This is a genomic window from Faecalibacterium sp. I4-1-79, assembly GCF_023347235.1.
Classification (GTDB): Bacteria; Bacillota; Clostridia; order Oscillospirales; family Ruminococcaceae; genus Faecalibacterium; species Faecalibacterium tardum.
In genome coordinates this window covers 422911-448936 of record NZ_CP094467.1, presented here as the reverse complement: position 1 = coordinate 448936, position 26026 = coordinate 422911, and the positions used below count along the sequence as shown (strand labels likewise).

The following is a 26026-nucleotide window of genomic DNA, read 5'->3' as shown; positions in this document are numbered from 1 at the left end:
TTAATTTTTTACGATAAAATCTTGTACGCTTGATATATCGCGGGATACTTATCCTGTACACTCGCATAAATTCAAGAATGTCTGCCAAATCAAACGATTTCTCTTTCGACCAGTCAGAATATTTCCTATGCTGAACCAGCCATACCCCAATCATGTAGTAATCCAATGCATCCTCGTCATCTTCGCTCTGAATATCGTGACCACAGAGAAACCGGTACTCAATCGGCGATTTTGCATAAAGCCTACGGAAACGTGCTTTGGATGCTTCTATATCATTCTTTGTCCATTTTCTATACACTCAGCAACCACCCCATCCTTTGATTTAAGACAAAAATCATTCAATCCTCATACCATTCCTTATATGCCAGTATCTCAGATGCAATCATTTCCGGATAAAGACTATAATATCGTCTGCAAACCTTCTTGAACAGATTCAGCATTCTATCATCACAGCATACATCAAGCATGTAATCCAACAGATGTTCCACTTCCCCTTCGGATGCGTTTTCTGCAATAATTCTATCTACAAGCGGCTTATAGTAATTATAAGACAGTTCACTTGCATCTTGAATTCTCTCTACAATCGCGTTTATATCTACATCCATCTTTGCGACTTCCTCTCTGGAGTTCAGTCCAGATTACCTCCTGCTTTGACCCAATATAATAATATCACACTCCATGTTTCTTGAACAGATGCAAGCAGCCACCGATAGTTAATCGGTGGCTGCTGTGATTATAGGGCTATGCTGCCTTTTATCCGCTGATTACCTATTACCTGAACCGGCTCAACGACTGGGGGCTGTGCTTCCAAAAGTGCAAGGTCTGCGGGCGCATCTTCCTTGCTAAGAGCCAGCGGTATGAGCTGTGCAGCGATCAGTGCCGGAAGAAGCAGGCGCTGCAAAACAAGCGGGAGTTTGACGAGAGGGCAAGGGAAAACAGCTACGACCTGCTCTACAAAAACGAGTGCCAGAACTGGCGCAACAAAATCAACCGGGCGAAAAAGACAGCGAGATTTCCCGCCGCCCGGCTGGAAGAAATGCGGACGGCCTTTGAAGCGTTCAAAAAAGAAGCGCTGCAAAGGAAAAGGGCGGTAAAAGAAAAAACAGCCAGCCCGAAAGAGTTTACGGACTGGCTGTATCAGCAGAGTAACATTATTGTGGAATTGCTTAATTATTGTACTTGATCAAGACAAGAATTTTCGATTTTGTATACCCTGCCTTCGCAGAAAATATTACGGAAAACATTATTGTATAATTACCCACGACAGCAAAGGACTTCTTATGGGATGTTCGTTCTAGCTCCTATTTGTCACCGTTTCTTTTGTATCTGTTCTAGATCCTATAGACCAGAATATAACATTCATCACAATCACAATCAGTGCAACTGCGGCCATGGATACCCAAAAGCCGATATTAAGACCCAGCCATTCGGTGGTTCCGAAAAGAGTCATCCAAATTTCCTTCCAATTCATCATTACACCTCCTTAGAGCAGTTCGCCATAGTGACGGACATAGGCTTTTTTCAAGCTGGTTGCCAGCACCATATACAGCAGGATGCAGGGAATCAGATAAGCAAAGTATGTTACAGGCAGAGCGACAAATCCCAACATCGTTCCAAAGGCTGTAAAGGGAATAATGGTTAGAACCGTGATTCCAGTCATGGTGAGCAAGGTCAGTCGGTCATTTTTTGCGGACAGTTCAATACATGCCCTTCGGTTCCTCTCCCTACTCCTGCGTTTGCTCTCGTTTGATTTCTCCCTCTGTATCCTCTTAGCACAAGCGGGACAATACTTTGATATTCCAGAGCTGGGGACGTATTCAACACCGCACACCGTACAATTTTTAGGCTTTAACGCCGTCCACCGCTTTGTGGGTGTGATATGTAATTCACCGACAAAGCCGATGAATTTATAGTAAATCTTGATTTCCTGCCTTACTGTCCCGTCCGCAAGTTTCTCACGTTCCGAAACAAGTATCTTGTCTATGAGTGCGTTTATGATGGTTGCGTCCAACTCTTTCAGCCCCTGATAGTTGCGGATTAGGGATAGAAAGTCCCTCACGCCCTGCGATTTCTCATAGCTGTCATTGAGCGTTTCCGTTACCTCTTTCAGCCGTGCTTCAATTTCAAGCTGCTCTTTCTGGTATTTCCCCGACATCATCTCAAAATTCCGCTCCGTGATACGCTCCATTACCTTGTCCTCATAGAGAGAGGAAAACAGCCTGTCAAGCTCCGCAAGGCGTTTGTTCAGCTTCTTCTTTTCTTTCTCTAATGATTTCGCCCTGCTCTGGTCTGTTTCCGTGAGCCGCCTTTCTATGGCTCTGACCGCCTTTTCATCATTGACCGCCATATCCGCAAAGCGGTTGATGTCGGCAAGGACGGCATTGAATAAGTCCCTCGCTTCAATGCTGTGTGCGGTACACATAACATTGCCATATCTGCCATAATTATTGCAGGTGTATTGTACGCAGTCGATGATGTCGGGGCGTTTCCTCCTGTTGGCACTCGCCGCCCGCATCGCATAGCCGCAGTCCGCACACTTGATAACGCCCGAAAAGATATTCTCAAATCCCCCTGCGTTCTGCTCCCGCCTGCGGCTCGTCATAAGCTGCTGTACGGTGTCAAATTCCTCCTGCGTGACTATCCCCTCATGGGTGTCTGGTATCACTTCCCATTCTTCGGGCAGCTTAGAGGGGCGTTTCTTGCTTGCGGTTACAATCCGTATGCCTGTATCGCTCATACCGTCAAGAAGCGCGTCAAGCTGCCGCCGCTGCGTGTTCTTCTCCGGCGGCGTTTCTAAAAGGAATTGGTCTACGGATATATGGTAACGCTGTATCAGCTCAAAGAATATCTGTAAACTTGGGTGCTGCCCCTTGTTCTCAATGTTCGCAAGGTAGCGCGGCGAGATAAACATTTCGTCGCCTACTTTCTTGCGGCTCTCCTTGCATCCCTCACGCGCTGCCTTTATCGCTGCCCCAAAAGCCTTAAAGTCGTATCGTGGTACTGGTCTTTTTGCCATAGTTATTCACCCTATTACATTTTACTGTTCCCCTTTCTTCTTGGATATGTCTACGTAGTTCTATCAGTTAGCCAAAATAATTCATATATATATATGTTGACAACAAGCTGCTTTTGTATATAATATTATATAAAAGGGGGGGAATGTTTATGTTACATAGCATGCGTATTCGATAAGCATTGAAATCAAAAAAGATTTTTCCCATTTTCAATATGGGCTTTTTTGTCATGCTTATTTTGCGTATGCTATACAACAAAACTAACGACGTATAGACATAGTATAAAAACTATGCCTTAATTTTGTTGTAGTATTATATGTATAAATGCAGGTCAATGCTCATGTTGAGAATTGACCTGCATTTTTTTGCGCAAAAGGAGAAATATTATGCTTGAAAAATATTGGATAAAATGTCCAATTTGTAACGGAAAGACGAGGGTTCAAGTATTTTATAATACGGTATTAAGAAATTTTCCTCTTTTCTGCCCTAAATGTAAATTAACGCATATCGTTGATGTTGAAAAACTAGAAATCATAATCAAAAACTCTGAAAAACAAACTTTTTAATTTTGAAAAGGAAGGATATTTAAATGAAACACTTACCTAAAAGTACACCTACGGAAATATTGAATGACCCATACGGATTTACTTACAAAGAAATGTCGGAAGTAATTGGAGAGGATAAAGCAAGAGCCTTATATACGGAATTGTATAAACAGCCATTTCACAAAGAAAATCTATCAATATCAACAAAAAAAGTCTATAAAAGTAGCGATACTGAAAAGTATGTTTATGAATTGAAAGATAACAGGTATATTGAAACGGTTTTTATTAAACGGCGAGATGGTGGGACTGTTTGCGTAAGTACGCAAGTTGGTTGTTCTGTTGGCTGTATTTTTTGTGAGTCCGGACGCAATGGTTTTGTTCGTAATCTAACACCGTCTGAAATTGTGCAGCAGGTTGTATTGATACGTCAAAAAGTAAATCGTATCGTTTTTATGGGAATGGGAGAACCTTTATTCAATTACGACAACTTGATTGCAGCAATCCATATTCTTCGAGATAGAAATGGACTTAACTTTCCAACCGACGGCATTACCGTATCAACAGTTGGTCCAGTTAATCAATTAAAAAAATTGCGCGAAGAACATCTAAAAATTCAGTTGACAATATCTTTACATGCAGCAACACAGGCTGCGAGAAACTGTATCATTCCTCATATGCACATGTACGCTATTGAAGATGTTGTTAAGCAAGCATTGTCCTATTCTCAAAGGCATAATCGAAAAGTGGTATTTGCGTATTTGCTTTTACCAGGTATAAATGACCGTTCCTCAGATATAAGGCAACTTGCAAAATGGTTTAAGGGCAAAAATGTTATGATTAACGTGCTGCAATACAACCCGACGAGTAATTCAAAAATTAGAGCACCACAAAAACAAGAAATGGTTGCGTTCAAACATCAATTAGAGCAAACAGGACTTGAAGTTACCATGAGAGTTTCTCATGGTAGAGAGATTAAAGCAGCTTGTGGACAGTTAGCTAATACATATAATAAAGCCAAAAAACAACAGAAATAATTTAATTAAAAGAGCCAGACGCACAGACGCAGAGCCGATAATATGCAGTTTGAAATACTGCTGTTATCGGCTCTTTTTTGATTTTAATTTGTGCCCCTAATAACCATATTGGAGCAAAATCAGAACTGTTGCTTGTCGTTCTTTGATTTCCGCAGCAGCTTTGAAAAATCAAAGCCGCCGTTTCTTTTTATCTTCTAATGAAATGACGCGGTATCACTGTTGAAATCGGCGGCTAAAGGAGGTAGCCGCCATGAAGCAAAAAGCATATCGACAAAATCCGACAGTTATTGACTTATCAAAAAAAGCCCGCCCACCACCGGGGGAAACTACGCTTATATATATGAACTGTCTAATCATCTGGATACTGCTTACAATGCCTATGCGCCCGTCCGGGCTTTTCGGACGGGCGCATTTTGTACGTTCAAAAAATTTTTGAAGAAATTTCAAAAAATCTTCGGCGTTTTTGAAAAACGCCGTATTGCCCCGCGAAAAGGGGGGAAGCACCACCAACTTTCCAACGAGAAAGGAGGTGAGAATGTGGAACCTAATAGCAGGGAGTTTTACAAACAGTGTGCTTTTCAGAAGTTTTGTAATACGGTATTGCACAATGAAGCTTGCGACACCCATAGAGAACTTCGCAGACACAAGGCAAAGGAAGTGACCTTTTCCGACATGACCTTAGACGAAGCGCGGCAGCTTCATACGTTTGATGAATATTTCAAACGTGAAGCCGCCGAAACCGTCTTTGAGAAAGCCGGGAAGAAAATCACGCCAAAGCTGCTTCTTGAAGCAATCCGTACTTTGCCGGAAGAAAAGCGCAAAGCCATATTGCTGTATTACTTCGAGGGAATGAACGATACCGAGATTGCGGAGCTGTTCAACACGTCGAGAAGCACGATACAGTACAGGCGGACAAGCTCTTTTGAGAAATTAAGAAAATATCTGGAGGAAAATGCTGATGAATGGGACGAATGGTAACGAACCCGGCTACCCGGAAAATGCCCTTGTTCCTTACCTCGCTGCTTTCATTGCCGAGCACGTCCATATAATATTCCAGCAGGATACTTTCATTGGTCAACGTTCCAGTCTTGTCCATGCAAAGCACATCCATGCTGCCAAATCCCTGCATGGCATTGATGTCTTTGATGATGGTCTGCTTGCGGCTCATGGTAAGACTGCCCCTTGCAAGGCAAGCGGTAATAACCATAGGCAGCATCTCCGGCATCAGTCCTACAGCCACCGACAGCGCAAAAGCAAAGGATTCCAGCCATTTCCCACCTGTGACACCGAGAAGCGCGAATACAATGGGAATCAGCACCGCAATAAAGCGGAGCATGACCCAGGCGATGGAATTGGCACCCTTTTGAAAGGATTTTTTATCATCAGAATCAGGTTTTGCAAAGCTGCCGTAGAGTGTGTCCTTTCCGACCGCCAGCACAATACCCTCGCCTTTACCGCTGATGACTGTTGTTGCCATGAAAGCAAGATTTTCAAGCTGGGTCAGCGTTTCCAAGCTGCTGTAACTGAGGGCGCGGCAGCTCTTTTCCAAAATGGCGCTTTCGCCCGTTATGGCTGCCTGTGAGATGAACAGGTCGGTGACCTCTGTCAGCCGGATATCCGCCGGAACACGATCCCCCGCAGAGAGCAGGACAATATCGCCCACCACCAGCTTTTCCGCAGAGATCTCGATGAGTTCTCCTTCTCGTCTTACAGTGATACTTTCATGAATCAGCCGATTAAGCTGCTGCGCCGCATTCTTTGCTCGGAGTTCCTGAATCAGACGGATTGCACCACTAATTAGGATCATGGAAAAGATAATGATGGCAGTAGTGGCATTTCTGGCGAAGTTTGAGACGAGAAAAACGTCTGTCACCAACGAAATAATACCCAGGATAAAGAGAATTATATTGAACGGATTGATAAAAGCCCGCCGCAACCGGCGTATCATCGTATCATTCTTTCGCTCCGTAAAGCTGTTCGCACCGTATTTTTCCCTCATCGCCTCGACCTGTTCATGAGACAGGCCATCCGGTGATGCTCCAATATCTTGGTATATTTGTGATATCTCACGGTAAGCGTATTTTCTGATACGACTGTCAATCAGTGTTGTTTTTGACACGGGACAGTCCCCCTCCTTTAGCAATGCAATACAGATAATACTATTTTAACATTGTTCTGCAAAAGTACCATGCCTATATTCTTGCTTTTTTCTTGCAATTAGGAAAATCATCGATTTCCGTCTTATCGTTTTATACATATCTGTGTTCACGGTATTAGAGTTGATGGTGACTTCTCACAAATACCACTCTTCTGCAAGCAGGGCTTTCGTGACACGAAAGCGATTTTCTGCTTGTTGGGGAAATTCCCCAATCCCCATAAAACGCTGCCTGCGGCATCGGGCTGCGCATCCGTTTCGGATGCTTTAACGGCAGTTCCTGCCAAAGAAAAAAGCCCGGTGCAGCATGAGCATTACACCCACACTGCACCGGACATTCCATCATCGACTGCTTTGTCTATTTTCTTCTTCCTGCCGCACTTCCTGCTCATGCAGCTGTTCTTTTTTCTGGTCATCCTCTTTCAGGATTTCCTGCACAATCTTCTGTGCCACAAGCCAATCCTGCATTTCCGATTTGGTCTTACGGTACTCTGCATAAGAGCTTTTCTTTCGTTCCAGAAGCATTGCATATTCTGTGTTCAGCTCGCTAATACGCGGGAGTTTTTTATCAAATCCGTTCTCTTTCTTATAGGCATCAAATGCCTTTTTTGCTGCACTGCGTAGGGCCAGCGCATCCCGGTGGGCTTCATAGAACTCTCGATTGTAGCCGGATGCCTTATACGCAGCAAAAACATCTTTTGTCTTAGCATAATTGATTAGATGCTTCCGCAGCACCGACACTTCCGACATCCGCGCCTCATCTGCCTTTACAGATTCCAGCAGCGCATCGCATTTCTCAGAAACTCCATCTGACTTTTCCTTCAGCTCTGCATAGCTCTTGATTCCATGCTCTTCCATGAACATCATAGCTTTTGCCATTTGCTTCAGATTAAAGACTTTCGCCCAACGCGCATATCCCCCGCCTTTGCCCGCCTGCATTTTGGCACGGACATCAATAAGGAACGACAGCTCCGTCCTCTGATGCACCTGCGCCGACCGTGCGCTTGTGCGGGTTTTCTCTGCAAATTTACTTTTGTGAACCGCATTTCCGGCAATCACTTCGCAGAGTTCTTCAAGCGAATATCCTTTGCCAAGAGAGCGAAAACGAGCAAATCTGGCATGGCCTTTCCCCCGCAGGGCAGGCTGTTTTCCATCTTTATACTCGTACCCTGCTTCCTGCAAAAAACCAATCAGTTCCCGGAAGTCTTTCGGTTTTCTTTCCAATGCCGCATCAATGGCCTCACAGATTTCATCCCGCTGCGATTTTTTCTCCGGATATTCCGTTCTCTTCTGCCGCTCTCCATAGGGCTTCCGGATAATGACCGACAACCGGTGTTCCAGGCAGACGATATCGCTGAGCCTTGCCAGCGCAAGACCGGACAGACGAAAATCTCGGAATTTTCTGGTGCAGTCTAATGTAGTCGAATTAAAAATAATATGGTTATGGATGTGCGCGCGATCAACATGGGTAGCCACGATAAAGGCGTGTTTTCCCTTGGTGAATCGCATGGCCGTCTCATACCCAACCTTGTTCGCCTCCTCCGGCGTGATTTCTCCGGGCTTAAAGGACTGCCGAATCTGATATGCAATCACATCATGTGCCTGGGTTCTTCCCGTGATATGCTCATACTGCCGTTTGGAAAGCAAAAATTCTTCATCACAGGTCTTTGCGTCACAGGCATACGCGCTGATGTATTTTCCATCTTCCGTCTTTGCTGCATTCTCAGAATAATCAGTACGGTCAGCCAGACACTGTGCTACCGTCTTTCCTTTATTGATATGCAGCGCAATTAGTCTTGTAGCCGCCATTCCTTATTCCCCCATCTGAAAAGAGCTACCCGAAGGCAGCTCTTACCAATTCACTATTCTCATTTTAGCATCCGTTCCCGGTCATAAGCCCCCTGCAAATAAACGGCCTGCTTGATGATCTCTTCCATATCGAAATAGACACACATGATGCTTTCGTACAGCTTCCACACATTAGGTTCGGTGCCACCCACCATTTCCATCAGTTGGTCTTCCATCTTTGAATGCTCAGACTGTTTTTCCTGATAAGCTGCCTCATCCACAAAATGATTCTCTCCATCTGTTTCCTCGTACCGCAAATCATAATAATCTTTCATAAACTGAATATCCATCTAATCCCTCCTGAACTTAAATTGTCAAAACATCCTCTACACACTCGCACAGCCGTTCCATCAGTTCCATGATGCCGCTCGCACCAACCGCAGCTGCGAACAGCCCCATCTCAATCAGGGTCAGCAGGAACACATCCGTCCAGCTCGCCCGAACCACCGAATAGATGCCGCAGCCAAGAACGAACAGCATAACCGGCGAAAGCACCCACAGGGATAGCTGCATCAGCAGATTCCAGATAAAGCATAGAAATCGCAGCAGAAACGCAACCGGCAGTAACAGGATTTTCAGCACCAGCTTCAACAAAAAACATACGATCTTCATGGATTTCACCCCTTCGTTTTTCTTTTCATCTTCATTTTATCGTACCTGCTTGCCAAACACCACGATGTCAACAGGTAGGCCAAAAAATATGTAACGGCACAGACAGTTTCATCTGTGCCATGTGCTGTAGAAATCCCGCACGTTTGCGCCGTCAGCGAATAGCCGAAAGCCTCTTCAGGATCAGCTTCTGCATCTCCCAGAGTTCATCCATTCGCTTCTGCAAATCCCGGATATCCTCCGCATAGATGCTTCCGGATTCATTGGCGCGTTTTGCGTACTGGTTCAGGTTGTTGCTGCATCGGCGAAGAAGAGTGGATACCTGCGCCACATCCGACAAATCAAGATTCACGCAGTACCCGTCCATCGCCATTTTTCTCATATAGGCACCGGTATTTCGAATCCCCAATTCCTTTTGCTTTTCCCGAATCCTCGCCAGCTCTTCCGGGTTTACCCGGACATTGATCCAGTGTTCCCGAACACTCATAGTGCCACCTCCTCATCCCGATGTGTCATCGGCGGAATGCGCCCAGCACGGTCACGCAGCTCGGCCAGAACAGACGGTTTTTCCGTTGTTTCCTCACGATTAGGATCATCATTTCCACGGTCATCCATATTCAGCAGTGCATCCAGTTCTGCCAGTCTTGCACACTTTTCAGCCAGTTCTGCCTCCTGGGGAAACGGCTTTCCAAGCTCGGCCTGCGCTGCTTCCTGCTGGCTCCTAAGATTGTCCAGCTGCTGTTCCGCCTTTTCCATCCTTGCTGGAATCCCGGCAAGAGCATTGTCCAGACGCTGGATATTGCCCGCAGCACTGGTGCCGATGGGTACCCGGTGAGTCATCTCGCTTTTCAGCAGCACCTGATACTCTTTCTGGAAGCTGTCAAATGCCAGCTCCATCTTGAAGCCTCGATAGCTGCCAAGCGGCACCGGCTCCAAACTCCGATTGGCTTTACAGACCGCAAGGATTGCTTCACCGGCCTCTGCCTTTTCAGTAAATCGTGTGCCATTCACCTCCATACCGCAGAACCCTTCTTCCGGCAGCGGATGTGCCGCCACCATCCGGATATCCGACTGAAAGCCCTTGATGAACCCTTGCGTTTTCTCAATCTCCGCAGGGAAATATTTCATCAGCTTATCTTCCAATCGGTACTGCTGGCTCTGATGGTCTGCCTTCAATACTTTCAGCCTTGCAACATCTACATCCAAGTCCATTTTTTCCTTGATCTGCGGGTCTCCTGCGCAAAGTGCCTTAATCTCCGCATAGGAAAGTGCCTGCTCATCCACATCATCACAGGAACGAACCGGAGCTTTGCTGGTCATGATCTGACTGATAAACTTCTGCTTATTCTCCAGTGTCTGATCGGGTAAGAGGATGGCATTACTGCCAGCCCCTCCCCTAAGAACCGTACGTGAGAGTTTCCCCTCATACGGCTCAAGCCTTTCAGAAAGTTCCCGTTAGGGAACCCGGCGCAACAAAACAAGCATCGTTTTTGTGCAATACGGTATGGCATTCGGGATGCACCATTTCCAGCCATGGTGACTTTCCATGTCGGAACACCTTGTGAACCTTGAAACCTGTGTCAGAAGTTATCGGTTCTCCACACACAGGGCAGCAGCGGTGCTGATTTCTCCATACTTTCAAGAGCTTTTCGCGTCCGTTGGTGCTGTTCAGCATTTTCTCACCATCACGCTCTTCATAATAACCATTCCACCGCGCATCGAACGGATTTGCTTCGGCAACGATTTTCTTAAAGCGGATGATTTTGGTGTCCGTTGCATATTCGAGGGCAAAATAGGAAAGCTCTTTGTTTCTCTTCTTGGAGCGTTCTTCTGCGGCAAAAGTCCAGTTCCGAGAGCCGATGCAGTGCCAATATTTCTTGGCAATCCACCGTCTGCTCTTTTTCTTGTGCCTGCGCTTTGCCCATTGCCAGAGACAATTATAAATCTGATAGTCGATTTTGCTGAATGCTTCAGCGGACACAACAAATCGCTGGTTATTGACCCAGCCACGGATAACCGGGTTGAGCTGGCGAATCAGGGAATCCTGCTTTGCCGATTTGTTGCTCTTGACGATTTCGCGCACCTTTTTCAGCAGAGAACTGACCGATTGCTTCGAGGGTTTGATAAGGAGTTTTCCGTTGTATTTTCGAATATTCTTGCCCAAGAAGTCAAATCCATCTTCGATGTGGGTGATAACCGTCTTTTCTTCGGACAACTGCAATCCACGTTCAGCCATAAACTCTCTAATAATAGGAAGGACTTCTTCGCGCAGAAATTCCGGGCTTTCTCCGGTTACGATAAAGTCGTCAGCATAGCGCACAAAGTTCATCTTATTAAAGTGAGTTTTCCCATTGAAGTACTGTTTGGTCGGCAGTCGTTCCTTTAAGAGCCGTTCCAGCCCATCCAGTGTCATATTCATCAGAGTGGGCGAGATAGTCCCGCCCTGCGGCGTACCCTCTTCGGTGGGGAACAGCTGTTTCGTATCGACAAATCCACACTTTAGCCATTTCTGTAAAACCTGTGTGTCCATCGGAATGTTTTCCATGAGCCATTCGTGGCTGATATGGTCGAAGCATCCCTTGATGTCACCTTCGAGAATCCATTCGGGTGATTTTCCTTTGTTCAGGTCGGTAAAGCACTGCTCGATTGCATCGTGCGTACTTCTGCCGATTCGGAATCCATAGGAGTTCGGGTCACCGTAGGTTTCAGCAAGCGGTTCCAGTGCAAACATGTACAAAGTCTGCATGGCTCGGTCTGTCATTGTCGGAATACTCAATGGCCGCAGTTTGCCGTTTTTCTTCGGAATATAAACACGTTTCAGAGGCTGAGGACGGTATCCTCGCCGTTTCAGTTTATTGATTGCCTTGAATTTTGCCTCTGGGGTCAGCCACAGTTCATGGTCAACCCCAGCCGTATTTTTACCACGATTGCTTGTTACTCGCTTCACTGCCAAGGCTTTGGCGTAAAACGAGTGAGTTAACAGCCATTGCAGCGTTTTCACTTTGCTGTAATGACCTTCTTGTTGAGCCTTTACGATACGCATTTGCAGCTTTTTAACATAAGCGCGAGCCTTGTTCCAGTCGATGCTGGCCCAATCTTCCACTTTGCAAGTCGGTGCACACGATTTCTCGTTCATTTGCAATTCCTCCATTTTGAAAAGTTCTGTAAATTCTCTCGTAAAGAAAGACCATGGATGGAAGTCTGCCTGCTTTCGCATGAGGTAATGTTGCAACCTCTATCCGTCCCCATTACAGGGTCGGCATTCGCTTTTTCCATCTTTCTTCTACCCGCATTTCATAAAGTCTCCTTACGGTTTCCGTCCGATTGCTCGGAGAAATACGGGCTTACCACGTTCCGCTTATTCAACAGTATGGGTTAGGTCTCACTTCTCCGCCGGCAGCTTTGTGTCCATGTATTCCCACTATACAGGGGAATAACCAGCTGCATTACCATTTTGGTTCAGGCTTGTCAGCAACTTTAGCCTGTTCGGCCTTAACGACGTTTATCAGTGATTCACGTTACATTAACCATACCATACAAGTCAGGCTCCCCAACCGCATTGTTGCTTGCAGCTTATCGCTTTCACCTCGCAGTTTCAGCTTGAACCCTTTCGGGTGGGGCTACCCTTGTCCTGTCACGCTTCCTCACAGCCGTTACCAGCCGCTTTGTTGACAGTAGACTACTGCTAATGGAATAACAGGTCCGGTCGTTGCCAGACAGTTGAATTAAGCGACTTCGTGTCGCACATAGAGGTAGGCATCAAAGGTTCCTTCCGTCACATACTGATAAACCTGCACTTCTTTGTTTCTGTTTCCCTGACGGATGATACGTCCATTTCGCTGGGTCATGTCCGCAGGCCGCCAGCCCACATCCAGATGATGCACGGCCACCAGCCTATCCTGCACGTTTGTGCCTGCGCCCATCTTCTGTGTCGAACCTAACAACACTCGAACCTGCCCGGTACGGACTTTGGCAAACAAATCCTTCTTTTTCGCCTCGGTATCAGCATCATGGATAAATGCGATTTCTTCCTCCGGTACACCGGACTGGATGAGTTTAGCGCGGATATCCTCATAGACATTGAAGGTTCCATCGTTCTTCGGTGTGCTGAGGTCGCAGAACAGCAGCTGGGTCAGCTTATCCGACTGTCCTTCTTCATAAATCCGAAGCACATTCCGCACACAGGCGTTGAGCTTGCTGTTGGGGTCATCCGGCAGAAGCGGATTCATCAGCCGCTGATCCAGTCCCAGCTTTCTGCCGTCCGATGTGATTTTCAGCATGTTATCGACAGATGGGTCTACCACACCGGAATGCACAGCCGCCGCCCGTTCCGAAAGCTCTGCTACCATCGCCTGCTGATGCTCCGAAGGTTGCACTACCACAGTTTCAAACCTTGCCTCCGGCACCGGCAGATGCAGCTGATCGGAAGTCTTGATATCCGCCACTTCCTTGAACATGTTCATCAGCTCCGGCAGGTTGAAGAACTTTGCAAATCTTGTTCTTGCCCGATATCCGGTTCCTTCCGGTGCCAGCTCGATAGCCGTGGTGGTCTCACCAAAGGTAGAAGCCCAACTGTCGAAATGGGTCAGTCCTTTCTGCTGTAATGTGCCGTATTGGAGATACCGCATCATGGTGTAAAGCTCCGTCATGCTGTTGCTGACCGGGGTGCCGGTCGCAAAGATGATGCCGCGCCCGCCTGTCAACTCGTCCATATACTGGCACTTCATAAACATATCCGAAGATTTCTGCGCTTCCGAAGTGGACAAACCTGCGACATTGCGCATTTTTGTGTAGAGGAACAGGTTCTTGAACGCGTGCGCCTCGTCTACGAACAGCCGGTCTACGCCCAGCTGCTCAAAGGTAATCACATCGTCCTTTCGGTCGGTTGCCCGGAGTTTCTCCAATCTCGCCTCCAATCCTTTCCGGGTCTTTTCCATCTGTTTAATGGAAAAACGTTCGCCATTCTGGGATTTCATCTCAGCAATGGCGTTTTCGATTTCATCAATCTGGGCAGTCAAAATCCGCTCCTGCCGTTCTGCGGACACCGGAATTTTCTCAAACTGGGAATGCCCGATGATGACTGCATCGTAATCACCAGTAGCAATTCGTGCGCAGAACTTCTTTCTGCGGGCAGTTTCAAAGTCCTTTTTGCTTGCCACCAGCAATTTTGCACTCGGATACAGACGCAGAAACTCGTTTGCCCACTGAAGGGTCAAATGATTCGGAACGACAAACATGGATTTCTGGCACAGTCCCAGCCGTTTTGCCTCCATAGCAGAAGCGGCCATCTCGAAAGTCTTACCGGCACCCACTTCGTGGGCCAGCAGCGTATTGCCGCCGTACAGCACATGAGCAATGGCATTCTGCTGGTGTTCCCGCAGCCGGATTTCCGGATTCATGCCGCCAAAGCGGATATGAGAACCATCATACTCACGGGGACGAGTGCTGTTGAACAGCTCGTTATACTTTTCCACAAGTTCCGCGCGGCGATAAGGGTCTTTCCACACCCAGTTCTGGAACGCATCCTTAATGGCCTGCTGTTTCTGCTGGGCGAGGGTGGTCTCCTTTTTATTCAGAACCCGCTTCTGCTTGCCGTCTGCATCCTCCACGGTATCGTAAATACGAATATCCCGCAGATTCAGCGTATCCTCCAGAATTCGGTAGGCATTGGCACGGCTGGTGCCGTAGGTCATATAGGCATGAACATCATTCCGGCTCGGTGTACTCTTGCCGGTAATTTGCCATTCTGCCGTCATGGGAGAGAATTTCACTTCAATATTTCTGCGCAGATAGAACGGCGGTTCAAAGGTTTCTTCCATAAACTGCTGGATATAATCCCGATTGACCCATGTGGCACCAAGGCGCACATCAATCTCCGACGCATCCAGGTCTTTCGGCTGTGCTTTCTTCAAATATTCCGTGTTTACCGCAAAGGCAGGGTCAGAAGCCGCAGCCAGTTCTGCTACGCGGAGTTTTTCCCGGACATTGCCGGACAGATATTCATCAGCCGTCACCCAGCCGGTTTCCTCGCCGCCCTGCGTCATCGGGTCTTTGAAAATGACACCATGCAGTTCCTGCTGGATTTTTTCAAATTCTCCCGGTGTACCTAAAAGCTCCGACATATAGGGCAAATCCACTTTGCCGCGCTCTCCGATGGAGATTGCCAGAGCCTCTGCCGGAGTATCTACGCTGGTAACAGCCCGTTCCGGTCGAATCGTCCGTTTGGTGAACATATCCGCCTTGGATTCCAGCCTGCCGTTTTCATCTACATTTTCCAGAGAGCAGAGCAGATAATAAGACGAATCTTCTGAAAAAGCCTGCGCATTTGCACGGGAGTTGATAAGCCCATACTGATCGGCGAATCGGTCATAGGCTACATTCAGTTCCCGCTGTTTCTGGGCAATCGCGTCCTCCGGATAATCGTTCAGCTGATAGTCGATCAGTTCCTGCACAATGGTGCGAAGCTCCACCATGCCCTTAATTCTGCCGGTGGCTGTCGCAGAAAGGTCAGCCTTTCGCATGATGCTGTTCTCACGGAAGTAGACATCCCCATCCACCACTGCATAGGAGAAGTTCTTTACATTGGGGTCTGCTGGAATGGTTTCGCCCTGCAAGGACAGTTCTTCCTCCGGTGCCAGCTCCTGTGCTTCATAATGACCGCCGATGTGCTGCACAGCCTCATGCAGCTGGTCTCCCAGATCCGCATCCGGAATCGGAATGACCGTACATTCTTCCTTGCCGTACTGGGTACTTTCCGTTGTAATCTCGCCCAGCACCATTTCCGGATGATCCACGAAGTAGTTGTTGAGGGTTATGCCCTCCGATGTCAGCCCCAGATGCACCCAATCCGGTTCGATATCAATGGGATGGTCTCTCTTTTGCAGGAAAATGATATCCGACACTACATCTGTACCGGCATTGGCACGGAATGCGTTATTGGGAAGTCGGATGGCTCCCAGCAGTTCTGCCCGCTGCGCCAGATACTTTCGTGCGTCCGGATTCTTGGAATCCATCGTATAGCGGCTGGTAACAAAGGCCACGATGCCACCGGGACGAACCTGATCCAATGCCTTGGCAAAGAAATAGTTGTGGATAGAAAAACCGAGCTTATCATAGGGTTTATCGCTGACACGGTAGTTGCCAAATGGCACATTGCCCACGGCCAGATCATAGAAATCGCGGCGGTCGGTGGTTTCAAAACCTGCCACCTTGATTTCTGCCTGCGGATACAGCTTCTGCGCAATACGCCCTGTGATGGAATCCAGTTCCACACCATACAGTCTGCTTCCCAGCATGGAATCCGGCAGCATACCGAAGAAGTTGCCGACACCCATCGACGGTTCCATAATATTGCCTTTCTCAAATCCCATACCGTCCAACGCTTCATAGATTGCACGGATCACGGTAGGACTGGTGTAGTGCGCATTCAGAGTCGAAGCCCTGGCTGCGGCATATTCTTCTTCCGTAAGAGCTGCTTTCAGTTCCTTATATTCGCCTGTCCAGGCAGCTTTCTCTGCGTCAAAGGCATCTGCCAGCCCGCCCCAGCCGACATAATTGGCCAGTGTTTCCTGTTCTTCCGGTGTCGCATCCCTGTGCTGGTTTTCTAAGGTTTTCAGCGTGTAGATAGCATCCATGTTGGCACGGAATTTCTGTTTGGGACTGCCTTCGCCAAGATGAAAGCTGTTGATACGATAGTTTTCTGCATGAGTGTTCTCCGGCGCTGTCTCTGGAATTACCGATTTTTGTTCCTCACTTTGCTTTTCTCTGCCGGGATTCAGATCAACCACCAGATTATGCAGGTGAACATTTTCCTCATGCTCCAAAAGTCTTGCCAGATTCTCCTTGCTTTCCGAGCGGAAGATCGGATACACGGAATCCGGGTCCCGAAGCTCCACATCAAAAAGCCCGACTTTTTCAATCGTAAATGCCTTTCCGTCCAGATACAGCGTATCGCCGACACGATAATCCGGCTGCACCCGAGCTGCCGGTTCTGGCTGCACAGTTGCAGGCTCTTTTTCAGCCTCCATATTCCTGCCGCGAATCTCCTGCAACGCCTCTGACGCACTCACATAATCGGCAAATGTCTGCACTTTTCCGTCCGAATATCCGTAATACTCTTCTTTGACATAATCCCAGATGGCAAACGCATCCTTAGAATCCGGGAAGTTCTCGCCGGTCATCGTGACAACAAATCGTTCATCCGGTGCATAGCTTGACTCTCTGGCAAGTTCTCTGGCGTGTTCCTCCATTTCCAGCACCAGAGGATCTGTCTCTGCGTGAGCCGATTCCGGTGCTTCTTCGGATTCCACATCCGGGAATGGAATGTCCTGCTGCAAATCCTGTTTGCTCTGCTCAACATAGAGCCAGTCTTTGGCTTCCCGTTCCTGGACTTTTTCAATCAGCTGCTGACGGTAAGTCTCTGCCTCCCATTCGCTGGTAAATTCCTCACTGACACCATCTGGCTCCACATGAATGCCGTCCTGAATATCATCCCAAACCGCATAGCCATCGTCTGTCTCCATCACGGTAAACCGCTGGGGTGCTGCCAGTTCACTCCTGGCATAGACATCCGCAGCCGTATTCAGCATATTGTCCACATGCTCATTTCCGGTATCATAGCGTTCCGGTGGCGTTGGCGGAAATACATGCGCGGCAGTCGGCATAGGAAGCGGCGCGCCGTATTCCCGCTCCAGCTTCCGATACTCTTCCATTTCCAGAGCACTCAGGTACTGATCATTTTCCACAAGCCGGTCTAACCGCTTATCCACCGCTGCCCACGTGAGGCGCACTTCCCGGTCATGGCCATAATTGCGAAGCAGAATGCCTTTCCCGTTATAATCGGCAAAACCACGACTGCCATCCATAAAGGTATAGCTGTGACCACCGAGACCATATTCCGCTTTCAAAAATGCCGCTCGTTCTTTCGCATCCCCTTGCTGCTGATACAGTGCATAAATACGGATTTTTCCGCCTTCAAAGTTAGAGCCTGTCCGCAGCATCCGGTCGATTTCATCCTCAGAAATGACAAAAGCGGAGGGCTTTTCGCTCTCCGCTTCTATGGCTGCATTTTCTGCCGCCGCATCAATTTTCTGAATCTGCTCTGCTTCGGACTGAAACAGGCTCATAAAGTTTAACTGTTGATAAGTTCCGTCAGAATGACTTCCTCTGCCTGCGCTTTCAGCATGTTCATGTGCTGCACCCAAGCCATCTGGTTCGATTTCTTGTCCGGTGCCGGATTCGCTTTCAGAAGCTCCGTCATCATCTGCTCCATCCGTGCGGTCGCGGTCTCCTGAATCTCCCACAGGTGCGGATACAGTTTCTCGGTCAGAATCAGGTGATTGTACAGCAGCGTGTTGTTCTCCTGCAGGAACGCTCTGCGCATTCTCCCGTACTTGCCCAGCGGCTTCTGTTCCTGCACCGACAACTGGATGTCCGGAATCAGGTAATCGCCGTTCTTCGTGTAATTCAGCTCCATCATAGTTTTGGCTCCTTTCTGCCTGCTTATCTCTTTCATAGGTTCGGATCGTGCGTTCAATTTCCCGGAAGATCTGACTGGACATTTCACTGACCGCAGTTCCCAGCACATTGGCGGCAGCCTGCGTATTAAAATCAAAGATATCCAGAAAATCCTCGTGTTCAAAATAGTCATCTGCATTGCCCACCGTCCGGGTAAAGACGGAATATGCGATGCTGACAGCGGCAGCTCTCTTAAAGGAAGCTCCGATGTTGAGTTCATCATACCCTTCCAGATAGGAATCCGCAACGATGTCGCTGATCTGTCTGCGGTTTTCCTCCCAGTAATCCCTTGCAAGACGTTCCGCTGCTTTCATAATGTGATTTTCCAGAGCCCCAGCACCGGCAGGAACATCAAATGCTGCATCCAGTGCCTGAATAATCGGCTGCTCATGCTCTGCATTCATTTTCCAGAGCTGTACCGGACGGGAATTCTTCCGTTCTCCGGTATCTGCCACATCAAATACATACCGAAGTCTCGGCTGCTCACCGCGCATGTCCAAAAGAGCAATGCCCTTGGAGCCGCGCTTCACATAGCGATTCATCCGGTCATTCCAGAGATCGTACTCTGCACAGGCCGTTGCTTCTGGTCTCTGCTTATAGATCATCAGCTGCTCCGCAAAGGGATACTTATAAAGCCGTGCGGATGTGGTCAGAAATGCTGTCCACTGCTCTTTACTGCCAGTGATCTGCGCCGCAGCTTCCTGTGCCATCTGCATATAATATGCCGTTTTCGTCATCATCTGTCTTTTTCCTCCTCTCCTTTATTCGTCCGGATATAAATCCAGTGCCTCATATTCTGCATCCGTCATCTCTGCCAGTTTCGCAAGCAGCGAGGCCGTCCACCTGCGCAGATTTCTATCTTTGCCGGTCAGACTTTTTTGCATCTTTTGAAGCTCTTCGATCAGCCCTGTCCGTGTGCCAGGGCTGTAAAGCATCATGAGCATCCATTCGTCATCCGTAAAACGCATTTATAACTCCTTTTCTTCGCAGCACCTGCGAGGCGGCGCAGGCGGCACAGCCTCCTGCTTTTCCTTCAGCTGATCCAGAACTGATGCTTTTTCCACCGGTTCTTCCTTCTTTCCGTTATTGATCACGCCGTCAATCATGCCGTAATCGTCTTCCATTGCCATTTCTGTGGCTTTCAGGTAATTCTCCGGTTTCAAAAATCCGGGCAGTTCCTGGAAGCCGATGGAATCCACATAGTGACAGCTTACAACACCATTCTGCCGTAAAGCCACGATGTCAGACACAGAAAGACTATGCCCAGTAAAATCATCAGGGCGGGAAACATTGAATTTCGCATACAGTTCCTCCAACATCGTATTCTGATCCTTGTAGGGAAGAAGCGGAGCCGTATACACCACCTCATAATGGTCAATATCCGGTTCCAGCCCCATCCGTTCCAGTTCGCGCATAGACGAAAAGCGTTCATATACCGTATCCTCGCTGCGGCGAAGCTGCAAAATCGCATACTGGTCGGTAGCACTGTCGAGAAATGCCATCATTCTTTCGTCCGGTGCCTGCGTTCCATGCACTTCATCCCATTTTTCAATTCTTGCCATCGTTCATTTCTCCCTTCTCCATAAACGGCAGGCCGTTTTCCTTTGCTTCCTGTCGCTGCTGTTCCCGCCGCTTTTCACTATAAGGCGGTCGGATACCGACGCAGCGTTTCGGAATCGTATAAGTGACCGACCCATGCTCCCGGTGCTCCAAAATAAACTGCTCCGGATACTGTTTTCGCAGTTCCCGAAGCTTCTTAATCAGGCGGCTGTCATGGGTGTAAATACTGGCGGTATCCAGTTCATTGTCAAAATTGATGACGGTTTCCTGCTCCGCCTTCGTAAGCTTGTACTTCATCGCTCCGCCTCCTTCGCCTTGGCAGCTTTCACCGGCGTATCCGTTTTGGACGATAAATCCGAGAGTTTACCCAGCACAGATTCCCGTCTGCTGTTTTCTGCATTCTCTGCACGATCACAAAGTTCATCATAGTCAATCCGCGTCATGGTACGGCCACCGAACCCATAATCCGAGAGAATCTGGTCTCTGGCTGCATTCATGCTGATTTCTGGGTTGTCGATCTGGCCGCCGTCAATTTCCATGAAGTCCTTATGATATAAGGTATAGTCGTAACCGTCCTCACAGGTCTGAATGGCAAGAAAGCCCTTGCTTCCCAAATCCCATGCACTGCGCTCTTCCATAATCAGCGGCTCCGGGCGGCATGTACCGCCGCCGCGTTCCAGCATTTCTGCCAGCTGACAGATGTGCAGAACATCATACCCAAGGCGCAGATGATATTCGTCCATATATTCGCAGCGGGCCGAAAACTTCCGACTCGGATACTCGATCTCCACCGCGCTGCCATCCGGGATTTTGAACCGATCCTCGTAGCTGCTGGTGATAAACCGGATATTTTTAGCATTCTCCAGCTCAGGATCAGCCTTTTTCATCTGCCAAAGAATCTTTCTGCCGCCGCGTACCTGCTCCAGCATCTCCGGGGCTACCGGTGCAATAGCAAGACCAGCAAGCTGGGGAATCTTCTGGAGTGCCGCCATCCTCGCGCTTTCTTCCAGCGTAGAAAACGGCTGTTTATCCAACACATCCCAGCCAATGTGTCCCTCTGCAATCTGCACCTTGCTGTCCATATCAAAGCAATGGAATTCCACGCCGTCCTGCTTTTCCTGCAAGGAAAGCAGAGCGACATTATCCACCAGATAAGCTGCATTCATCATTTTCATGCTCATTTTTTACCTCCAAACTCCAGCTTAAATGCTGCTGCACCGTCCTCGCCGGTCTCTACATGAACGGTTGTGTCATAGTAACGTCCAGACTTCTTGGAATAGCAATGGGTAAGTCGTGCTTTCCCCTGATTTAACAGTTGCCTTGCCAGTTCCTCCGTCATCTGCTTTCCCAGTGTCTGAAAGAACCTGTTTTCTTTCCAGAGCGCAAATTTACAGCTCTTATCCCTGCAAAACCATCCTTTTGTAGTTTCGCAGACATCGCTGCCGCAGGCGGGACAGGAGCCAATGGTCTTGCGCTCCGGCTGCATCAGCACATCGGCACCTTTCACAGCCTCGTAGGTTTTGACAAGTCCGCTGACCATGTTGCTGATTTCACCCATAAAGGCATCACTGTCATACTCGCCGTGTTCTATTTTCAGCAGCTTTTCTTCCCAGTCTGCCGTCATGGAAGGTGACTGAATCTGTTCCGGCACCACCGTCACCAGCGCATTTCCCTTATCCGTAGAGCAAAGGTATTTCGTTTTCTTATCGCCTCTGCGCTCGATAAAGCCTTTCTGCACCAGTTTTTCGATGATGGCAGCGCGTGTGGCCGGTGTGCCGATGCCTTTTCGCTCTACGCCAGCCGGGAATTCATCCGAACTGGCACTCTCCATCGCTGAAAGCAGAAGATCTTCGGTAAACCTCTTGGGTGGGCTGGTCTTGCCCTCTTTCAGATCGACACCGGCAAGTTCCAGTGTCATGCCTTCCGAAAGCTCCGGAAGATCACCCGCCTCCGCATTCTTCTCAGCATCTTCAGCTGCCTTTCCTGCATATCGCCTCCAGCCCATATCCGTAACTGTTTTGCCTTTCGTGCAGAACTTCTGACTGGCACACTCGGCTTCTACTATGGTTTCTGCATAGCGGCAGGGGGTTCCTACCGCACAAATCAGCCGCACCGCCAGCATGGTAAGAATCGCCTGTTCTCCACTGGGAAGAGAGGAAATGTCATAACCCGCCGCTGTTTTTGTAGGGATTATGGCATGGTGATCGGTGACTTTCTTGGAATTGACGACCTGTGCTGCATTCACCGGTGCCGGTGCATCCGGCTGAATCTGAAAGCTCTGCTGAATCACGGAAACAAGTTCCGGCACCAGCGGTGCCATATCATCTGTCAGATACCGGCTGTCGGTACGGGGATAGGTCACGAGTTTCTTCTCGTACAGAGCCTGCGTATAATCCAGGGTCTGCTGGGCAGTGAATCCCAGCTGCCGGTTTGCTTCTCGCTGAAGCGATGTCAGATCAAAGAGAGCTGGGGGCTTCTCTGATTTTTCTTTCTGCTCCACCTTGGTAATGATGGCACTACCTGCCTGACAGCACTCTGCCACCAGTTTTTCTGCTTCTGCTTTTTCTTTCATCCGCTCACCGCCTGCTTGAAAATCCCGGAATTTCAATTCTGCCGAGTAGAACGGCTCCGGCTTGAACGCCCGGATTGCTGCATCCCGCATAACAACCATCGCAAGCGTTGGTGTCATCACGCGCCCCACATTCAGGGTTTGACCATACAGACATGAAAAAAGCCGGGTGGCGTTGATTCCGACAATCCAGTCTGCTCGCTCCCGGCATAAAGCCGCCTCATACAAGGCATCATATTCAGTTCCCGGTCTGAGCTTCTGAAAGCCTTCCCGGATCGCACTGTCCTCCATCGAGGAAATCCAAAGTCGTTCCACCGGCTTTTTGCAGCTGCACTGATGGTAAACCAGTCGGAAAATCAGTTCTCCCTCGCGCCCTGCATCTGTAGGATAGTTCTCGGAGGTGACTTTTCTGACTTTGTTACTCGATGGCATCCAATGGGCCGATAAAGCGGTAGAAAATCTGGATTTTCTGGACGTATTCGCCATCGACCTTTTCCGCTTTGGATACCAGAATCTTGTCAATCAGCTGATGCAGAATCTTATAGTTCAGTTCGGTGATGCCAGCGTACTTGCTGACTTCATCAATAAAATCCTGAATCTTGTCCAGCTGATCGTGTTCAGCACGGCCTTCCCGCTCGTACTGCTCAATCTTTTCGGTCAGTTCAGCCTGTTCTTTGTCGTAGCGATCTGCAAGCATTTGAAAACGTTTCTCCGGGAGAAGTCCCTTTGATACGTCCTCATAAAGTTTTGCATACAGGTCTTCGATTTCTGCGATTCGTGCTTTACACTGCTTCAAATCCCGTTTGTGCTGCGCCCGGTCAGAGGACATCCGGAGGTGCATCTGATTTGCAATCTTCTTCACAAGGGCTTCCCGATTGCTCACAGCGGCCTTTGCGTGTGCCTGAATGTCCGCAAGGACAGCTTCATGCAGAACACGGGCTTCCAAGTTGTGAGAGTCACAGGCTTTCGCACCATATTTCCGATAAGTGCTGCAACAATAAAAGGTCTGATCCAGAACACTGTTACGTTTGCGCCTGTGCTCAACCTTGACTAACATCGTTCTGCCGCAGTCTGCACAGCGGACGATGCCTTTGAAGATATTGTCGTAGTCGGTCTTATCGCACATAAAACTACTGGAACGGCTGTAAAGGATTCGCTGCACGTTCTCCCAACGGTCTTGTGGGATGATTGCTTCATGTGTATTCGGAACGATAGCGCGTTCTTCAAAAGGAATATAACGCCGCTTTTTGGATTTCATGGACACGGTGGGCTTGGCTTCATAGATGATGTGTCCGGCGTAGACCGGGCTGTGCAGAACCTGACTGATATAGGCACTGTCCCAATCATACATCTTTTCATCATCAATAAAGCGGCCAAACATCTCTTTCTTGTAGTAACACGGCTTCAAGACTTTTTCATCGTGGAGCCGCTTGGCGATGCGGTGAAGCCCCAGCCCTTCCTCTGCCATTGAATAGATATACTCAACAACGGGGGCGGTGTTCGGGTCGATCACAAGGTGATTGTGGTCGGCAGGGTCTTTCTGGTAGCCAAACGGTGCGCCGCTGGAGATATACTTTCCGCTTTTCTTGCGTGTCCGAAGGGCACTCTTGATTTTTCGGGAAGTGTCTTTGGCGTACATTTCATTGATGATGTTTCGGAACGGGGCAATATCCATCTGAGATTGCTCGTTGGAATCATAACCATCGTTGATTGCAATATAGCGGACACCGTGTTCAGGAAAGAAGATTTCCATATACGTTCCGGTTTCGATGTGGTTGCGTCCAAGTCGGGACTGGTCTTTGGTAATGACTGTTGCCACCTTTCCTTCCCGGATATCATCCAGAAGTTCCTGAAAGGCAGGGCGGTCAGAGTTCGTACCGCTGTAACCATCATCAACATAGTACTGGCAATTCCCGAAACCGTTGCGTGTGGCATACTCCATAAGCATCGCCTTTTGAGTGCGGATGCTCAGGCTTTCGCTGTTTGAACCGTCATCTTTTGACAGCCGGCAGTATAAAGCAGTTACTTTTTTGTCCTTTTCCATGTGTACCTCCATAATGGAAAAGAGACCTCATCAATCACATTGTAGCGGATGCTGCGTGATGATGCAAGCCCTTTTCCGCAGTAAAACGTCCAATTAGCCAGCGGCGAGATACGATTCGGCAGTTTTACGAATTTCTTCTTCCGCAAGCCGCTGAAAAAGCGTATTCATCGGCACGTTGCCGATATAATGGCGTTCCACAATCAGGCGCACGGACTTCGGACTTCTCGGCGCACGTTTGCGTGTAGTGGGCTTCTTCTCAGATTTTTCTTTGTTCAAGGGCAGACCTCCTCATTCATGTGGTGCAAATACGGAAAGGAATGGATGGATTCTATTCGTTTTTCTCTTTTTGTTTTATAACGTTGGTTAGGTGAAAGTTTTCTTTGATACAGTCTTAAAGGCTGCTATACTGCATAGGAAAAATATCTTTTGCGGATGCCATTAAGAATCTGCATCGCAGAATCGTGATTTTGGCGGTTCTTGAATCGTGAAAAACGCAGAACTATTCAACATTTGGAATTTTTACAAAGATGTGATTGGGCGAAGAAAACCGCGTTCGTCTGCGCTCAATCAATCCCGCAGCGTCCAATTCCTTAAGCGCACTGGAAACACTGACCGTGCTGCGCCCTAGCTGCTCAGCCAAAGAGCAAATCGTAAAAATGACAAACACGAAACTACGTTCATCTATCCAGAGATTTTTCTGCGAGAGCGTGGCACGGTCGAGCAGCAGCGCATAAGTCATTTTTGCAGTCTGGCTCAGGTCAAGTTCCAAAAGGAAGCGTGGGTATGGGAGAAACGGCGGCAGCGGAGTTTGCGTGGTAAGATATTCTGAAATGTTGATCACCTCCAGCTGAAGCAGAAATCAGAAACAAAGAGTATGTAACGAGAATTGGTGGGTTCCAATTCTCCAGTCGCAGAAAAGCACGAAACAAGTGCTCAACTGCGTTAATAAGTTAAGGTCTCCCATATTGGTCCTCGACTTCCCTAGGAGTGGGGAATCGTCCGGCGGCGGGCTTGCACCGCACCATTGGCATTTCAGCCACCCCGTCTTCGTTATGACCGGGCTGCGAGTTACAGAAGTACCTTTTGTGAAGTACCGGACGATTGAACTATTCTGTTTTCAAAGAACGGAGTT

General features: G+C 48.3%; 24 protein-coding genes and 3 pseudogenes. 5 read left to right on the top strand and 22 right to left on the bottom strand.

The genetic code is table 11. The annotated features are described in order from the left end of the window. Window positions 1–338: 338 nt before the first annotated feature. The 5 genes and pseudogenes from MTP36_RS02170 to MTP36_RS15995 all read right to left on the bottom strand — a co-directional run. A complete protein-coding gene (locus tag MTP36_RS02170) occupies window positions 339–605 on the bottom strand; it encodes a hypothetical protein (RefSeq protein ID WP_098923445.1) in 267 nt (88 codons plus the stop codon). A 128-nt stretch (window positions 606–733) separates the two neighbouring features. Beyond that, window positions 734–1078: a hypothetical protein gene (locus MTP36_RS16015; RefSeq protein ID WP_198403161.1), complete on the bottom strand. Its 345-nt coding sequence runs from the start codon at window positions 1076–1078 to the stop codon at window positions 734–736. A gap of 216 nt (window positions 1079–1294) precedes the next feature. Next, window positions 1295–1474 (bottom strand): hypothetical protein, encoded by a 180-nt coding sequence (locus MTP36_RS02160; RefSeq protein WP_098923446.1) that lies wholly within the window; start codon window positions 1472–1474, stop codon window positions 1295–1297. A gap of 9 nt (window positions 1475–1483) precedes the next feature. Beyond that, window positions 1484–2665 (bottom strand): DUF4368 domain-containing protein, encoded by a 1182-nt coding sequence (locus MTP36_RS02155; protein ID WP_330595362.1) that lies wholly within the window; start codon window positions 2663–2665, stop codon window positions 1484–1486. Beyond that, a pseudogene (locus MTP36_RS15995) lies at window positions 2666–3016 on the bottom strand (helix-turn-helix domain-containing protein); the annotation flags it as partial. 384 nt (window positions 3017–3400) lie between these two features. Between MTP36_RS15995 and MTP36_RS02150 the strand changes: the two are divergent. From MTP36_RS02150 to MTP36_RS02135, 4 genes are all read left to right on the top strand, one after another. Then, window positions 3401–3580, top strand: coding sequence for a cysteine-rich KTR domain-containing protein (locus MTP36_RS02150; RefSeq protein WP_002588768.1), 180 nt, complete (start codon window positions 3401–3403; stop codon window positions 3578–3580). Between the two features lie 23 nt (window positions 3581–3603). After that, window positions 3604–4593, top strand: a complete 990-nt coding sequence (gene rlmN / locus MTP36_RS02145; protein ID WP_002569187.1) for a 23S rRNA (adenine(2503)-C(2))-methyltransferase RlmN — start codon at window positions 3604–3606, stop codon at window positions 4591–4593. A 250-nt stretch (window positions 4594–4843) separates the two neighbouring features. Continuing rightward, entirely contained in the window at window positions 4844–5029 is a 186-nt protein-coding gene (locus MTP36_RS02140) for a hypothetical protein (protein WP_009243795.1), read from the top strand. A 101-nt stretch (window positions 5030–5130) separates the two neighbouring features. Continuing rightward, window positions 5131–5571 carry an RNA polymerase sigma factor gene (locus tag MTP36_RS02135; protein WP_002569188.1) on the top strand — a complete coding sequence of 147 codons (441 nt, stop codon included), beginning with the start codon at window positions 5131–5133 and terminating at the stop codon, window positions 5569–5571. Here MTP36_RS02135 and MTP36_RS02130 read toward each other — a convergent pair. From MTP36_RS02130 to MTP36_RS02090, 9 genes and pseudogenes are all read right to left on the bottom strand, one after another. Beyond that, window positions 5471–6712: an HAD-IC family P-type ATPase gene (locus tag MTP36_RS02130; protein ID WP_330595360.1), complete on the bottom strand. Its 1242-nt coding sequence runs from the start codon at window positions 6710–6712 to the stop codon at window positions 5471–5473. The two genes, MTP36_RS02135 and MTP36_RS02130, sit on opposite strands and share 101 nt — an antisense overlap. A 378-nt stretch (window positions 6713–7090) precedes the next feature. Next, entirely contained in the window at window positions 7091–8557 is a 1467-nt protein-coding gene (locus MTP36_RS02125) for a relaxase/mobilization nuclease domain-containing protein (protein ID WP_098923448.1), read from the bottom strand. A 59-nt stretch (window positions 8558–8616) separates the two neighbouring features. Next, window positions 8617–8886 carry a protein BART-1 gene (locus MTP36_RS02120; RefSeq protein WP_098923449.1) on the bottom strand — a complete coding sequence of 90 codons (270 nt, stop codon included), beginning with the start codon at window positions 8884–8886 and terminating at the stop codon, window positions 8617–8619. A gap of 16 nt (window positions 8887–8902) precedes the next feature. Beyond that, complete coding sequence (locus MTP36_RS02115; protein ID WP_098923450.1) at window positions 8903–9208, bottom strand: hypothetical protein; 306 nt, start codon at window positions 9206–9208, stop codon at window positions 8903–8905. A gap of 151 nt (window positions 9209–9359) precedes the next feature. After that, window positions 9360–9692 carry a plasmid mobilization protein gene (locus tag MTP36_RS02110; protein ID WP_098923451.1) on the bottom strand — a complete coding sequence of 111 codons (333 nt, stop codon included), beginning with the start codon at window positions 9690–9692 and terminating at the stop codon, window positions 9360–9362. Then, window positions 9689–10564: pseudogene (locus MTP36_RS02105) on the bottom strand (helicase); the annotation flags it as partial. The gene MTP36_RS02110 and the pseudogene MTP36_RS02105, both read right to left, overlap by 4 nt. Before the next feature lie 82 nt (window positions 10565–10646). Further along, window positions 10647–12341 (bottom strand): group II intron reverse transcriptase/maturase, encoded by a 1695-nt coding sequence (ltrA, locus tag MTP36_RS02100; protein WP_249253152.1) that lies wholly within the window; start codon window positions 12339–12341, stop codon window positions 10647–10649. 610 nt (window positions 12342–12951) lie between these two features. Continuing rightward, window positions 12952–16878 (bottom strand): annotated as a pseudogene (locus MTP36_RS02095) (SNF2-related protein); the annotation flags it as partial. Window positions 16879–18335: 1457 nt separating this feature from the next. Next, a complete protein-coding gene (locus MTP36_RS02090; protein WP_242958037.1) occupies window positions 18336–18680 on the bottom strand; it encodes a TnpV protein in 345 nt (114 codons plus the stop codon). A gap of 7 nt (window positions 18681–18687) precedes the next feature. Here MTP36_RS02090 and MTP36_RS02085 point away from each other — a divergent pair, with 7 nt between their 5' ends. After that, entirely contained in the window at window positions 18688–19500 is an 813-nt protein-coding gene (locus MTP36_RS02085; protein WP_242958019.1) for a hypothetical protein, read from the top strand. Here MTP36_RS02085 and MTP36_RS02080 read toward each other — a convergent pair. From MTP36_RS02080 to MTP36_RS02045, 8 genes are all read right to left on the bottom strand, one after another. Beyond that, the gene (locus MTP36_RS02080) at window positions 19483–19689 is read right to left on the bottom strand and encodes a transposon-transfer assisting family protein (RefSeq protein WP_098923453.1); all 207 of its coding nucleotides are present in this window, start codon (window positions 19687–19689) and stop codon (window positions 19483–19485) included. The two genes, MTP36_RS02085 and MTP36_RS02080, sit on opposite strands and share 18 nt — an antisense overlap. Further along, window positions 19690–20283 (bottom strand): YodL domain-containing protein, encoded by a 594-nt coding sequence (locus MTP36_RS02075; RefSeq protein WP_098923454.1) that lies wholly within the window; start codon window positions 20281–20283, stop codon window positions 19690–19692. It abuts the gene before it with no gap. Further along, window positions 20270–20578 (bottom strand): hypothetical protein, encoded by a 309-nt coding sequence (locus MTP36_RS02070; protein ID WP_008396497.1) that lies wholly within the window; start codon window positions 20576–20578, stop codon window positions 20270–20272. The genes MTP36_RS02075 and MTP36_RS02070 overlap by 14 nt, the downstream gene beginning before the upstream one ends. Next, window positions 20575–21462 carry an LPD16 domain-containing protein gene (locus tag MTP36_RS02065; RefSeq protein WP_144166854.1) on the bottom strand — a complete coding sequence of 296 codons (888 nt, stop codon included), beginning with the start codon at window positions 21460–21462 and terminating at the stop codon, window positions 20575–20577. The genes MTP36_RS02070 and MTP36_RS02065 overlap by 4 nt, the downstream gene beginning before the upstream one ends. Continuing rightward, entirely contained in the window at window positions 21459–23165 is a 1707-nt protein-coding gene (locus MTP36_RS02060; RefSeq protein ID WP_442900237.1) for a DNA topoisomerase, read from the bottom strand. The genes MTP36_RS02065 and MTP36_RS02060 overlap by 4 nt, the downstream gene beginning before the upstream one ends. Window positions 23166–23268: 103 nt before the next feature. After that, the gene (locus MTP36_RS02055) at window positions 23269–24894 is read right to left on the bottom strand and encodes a recombinase family protein (RefSeq protein WP_249253150.1); all 1626 of its coding nucleotides are present in this window, start codon (window positions 24892–24894) and stop codon (window positions 23269–23271) included. Between the two features lie 93 nt (window positions 24895–24987). Beyond that, a complete protein-coding gene (locus tag MTP36_RS02050; RefSeq protein WP_005924684.1) occupies window positions 24988–25170 on the bottom strand; it encodes a hypothetical protein in 183 nt (60 codons plus the stop codon). 223 nt (window positions 25171–25393) lie between these two features. After that, window positions 25394–25735: a replication initiator protein A gene (locus tag MTP36_RS02045; protein ID WP_249253148.1), complete on the bottom strand. Its 342-nt coding sequence runs from the start codon at window positions 25733–25735 to the stop codon at window positions 25394–25396. Window positions 25736–26026: the final 291 nt, after the last annotated feature.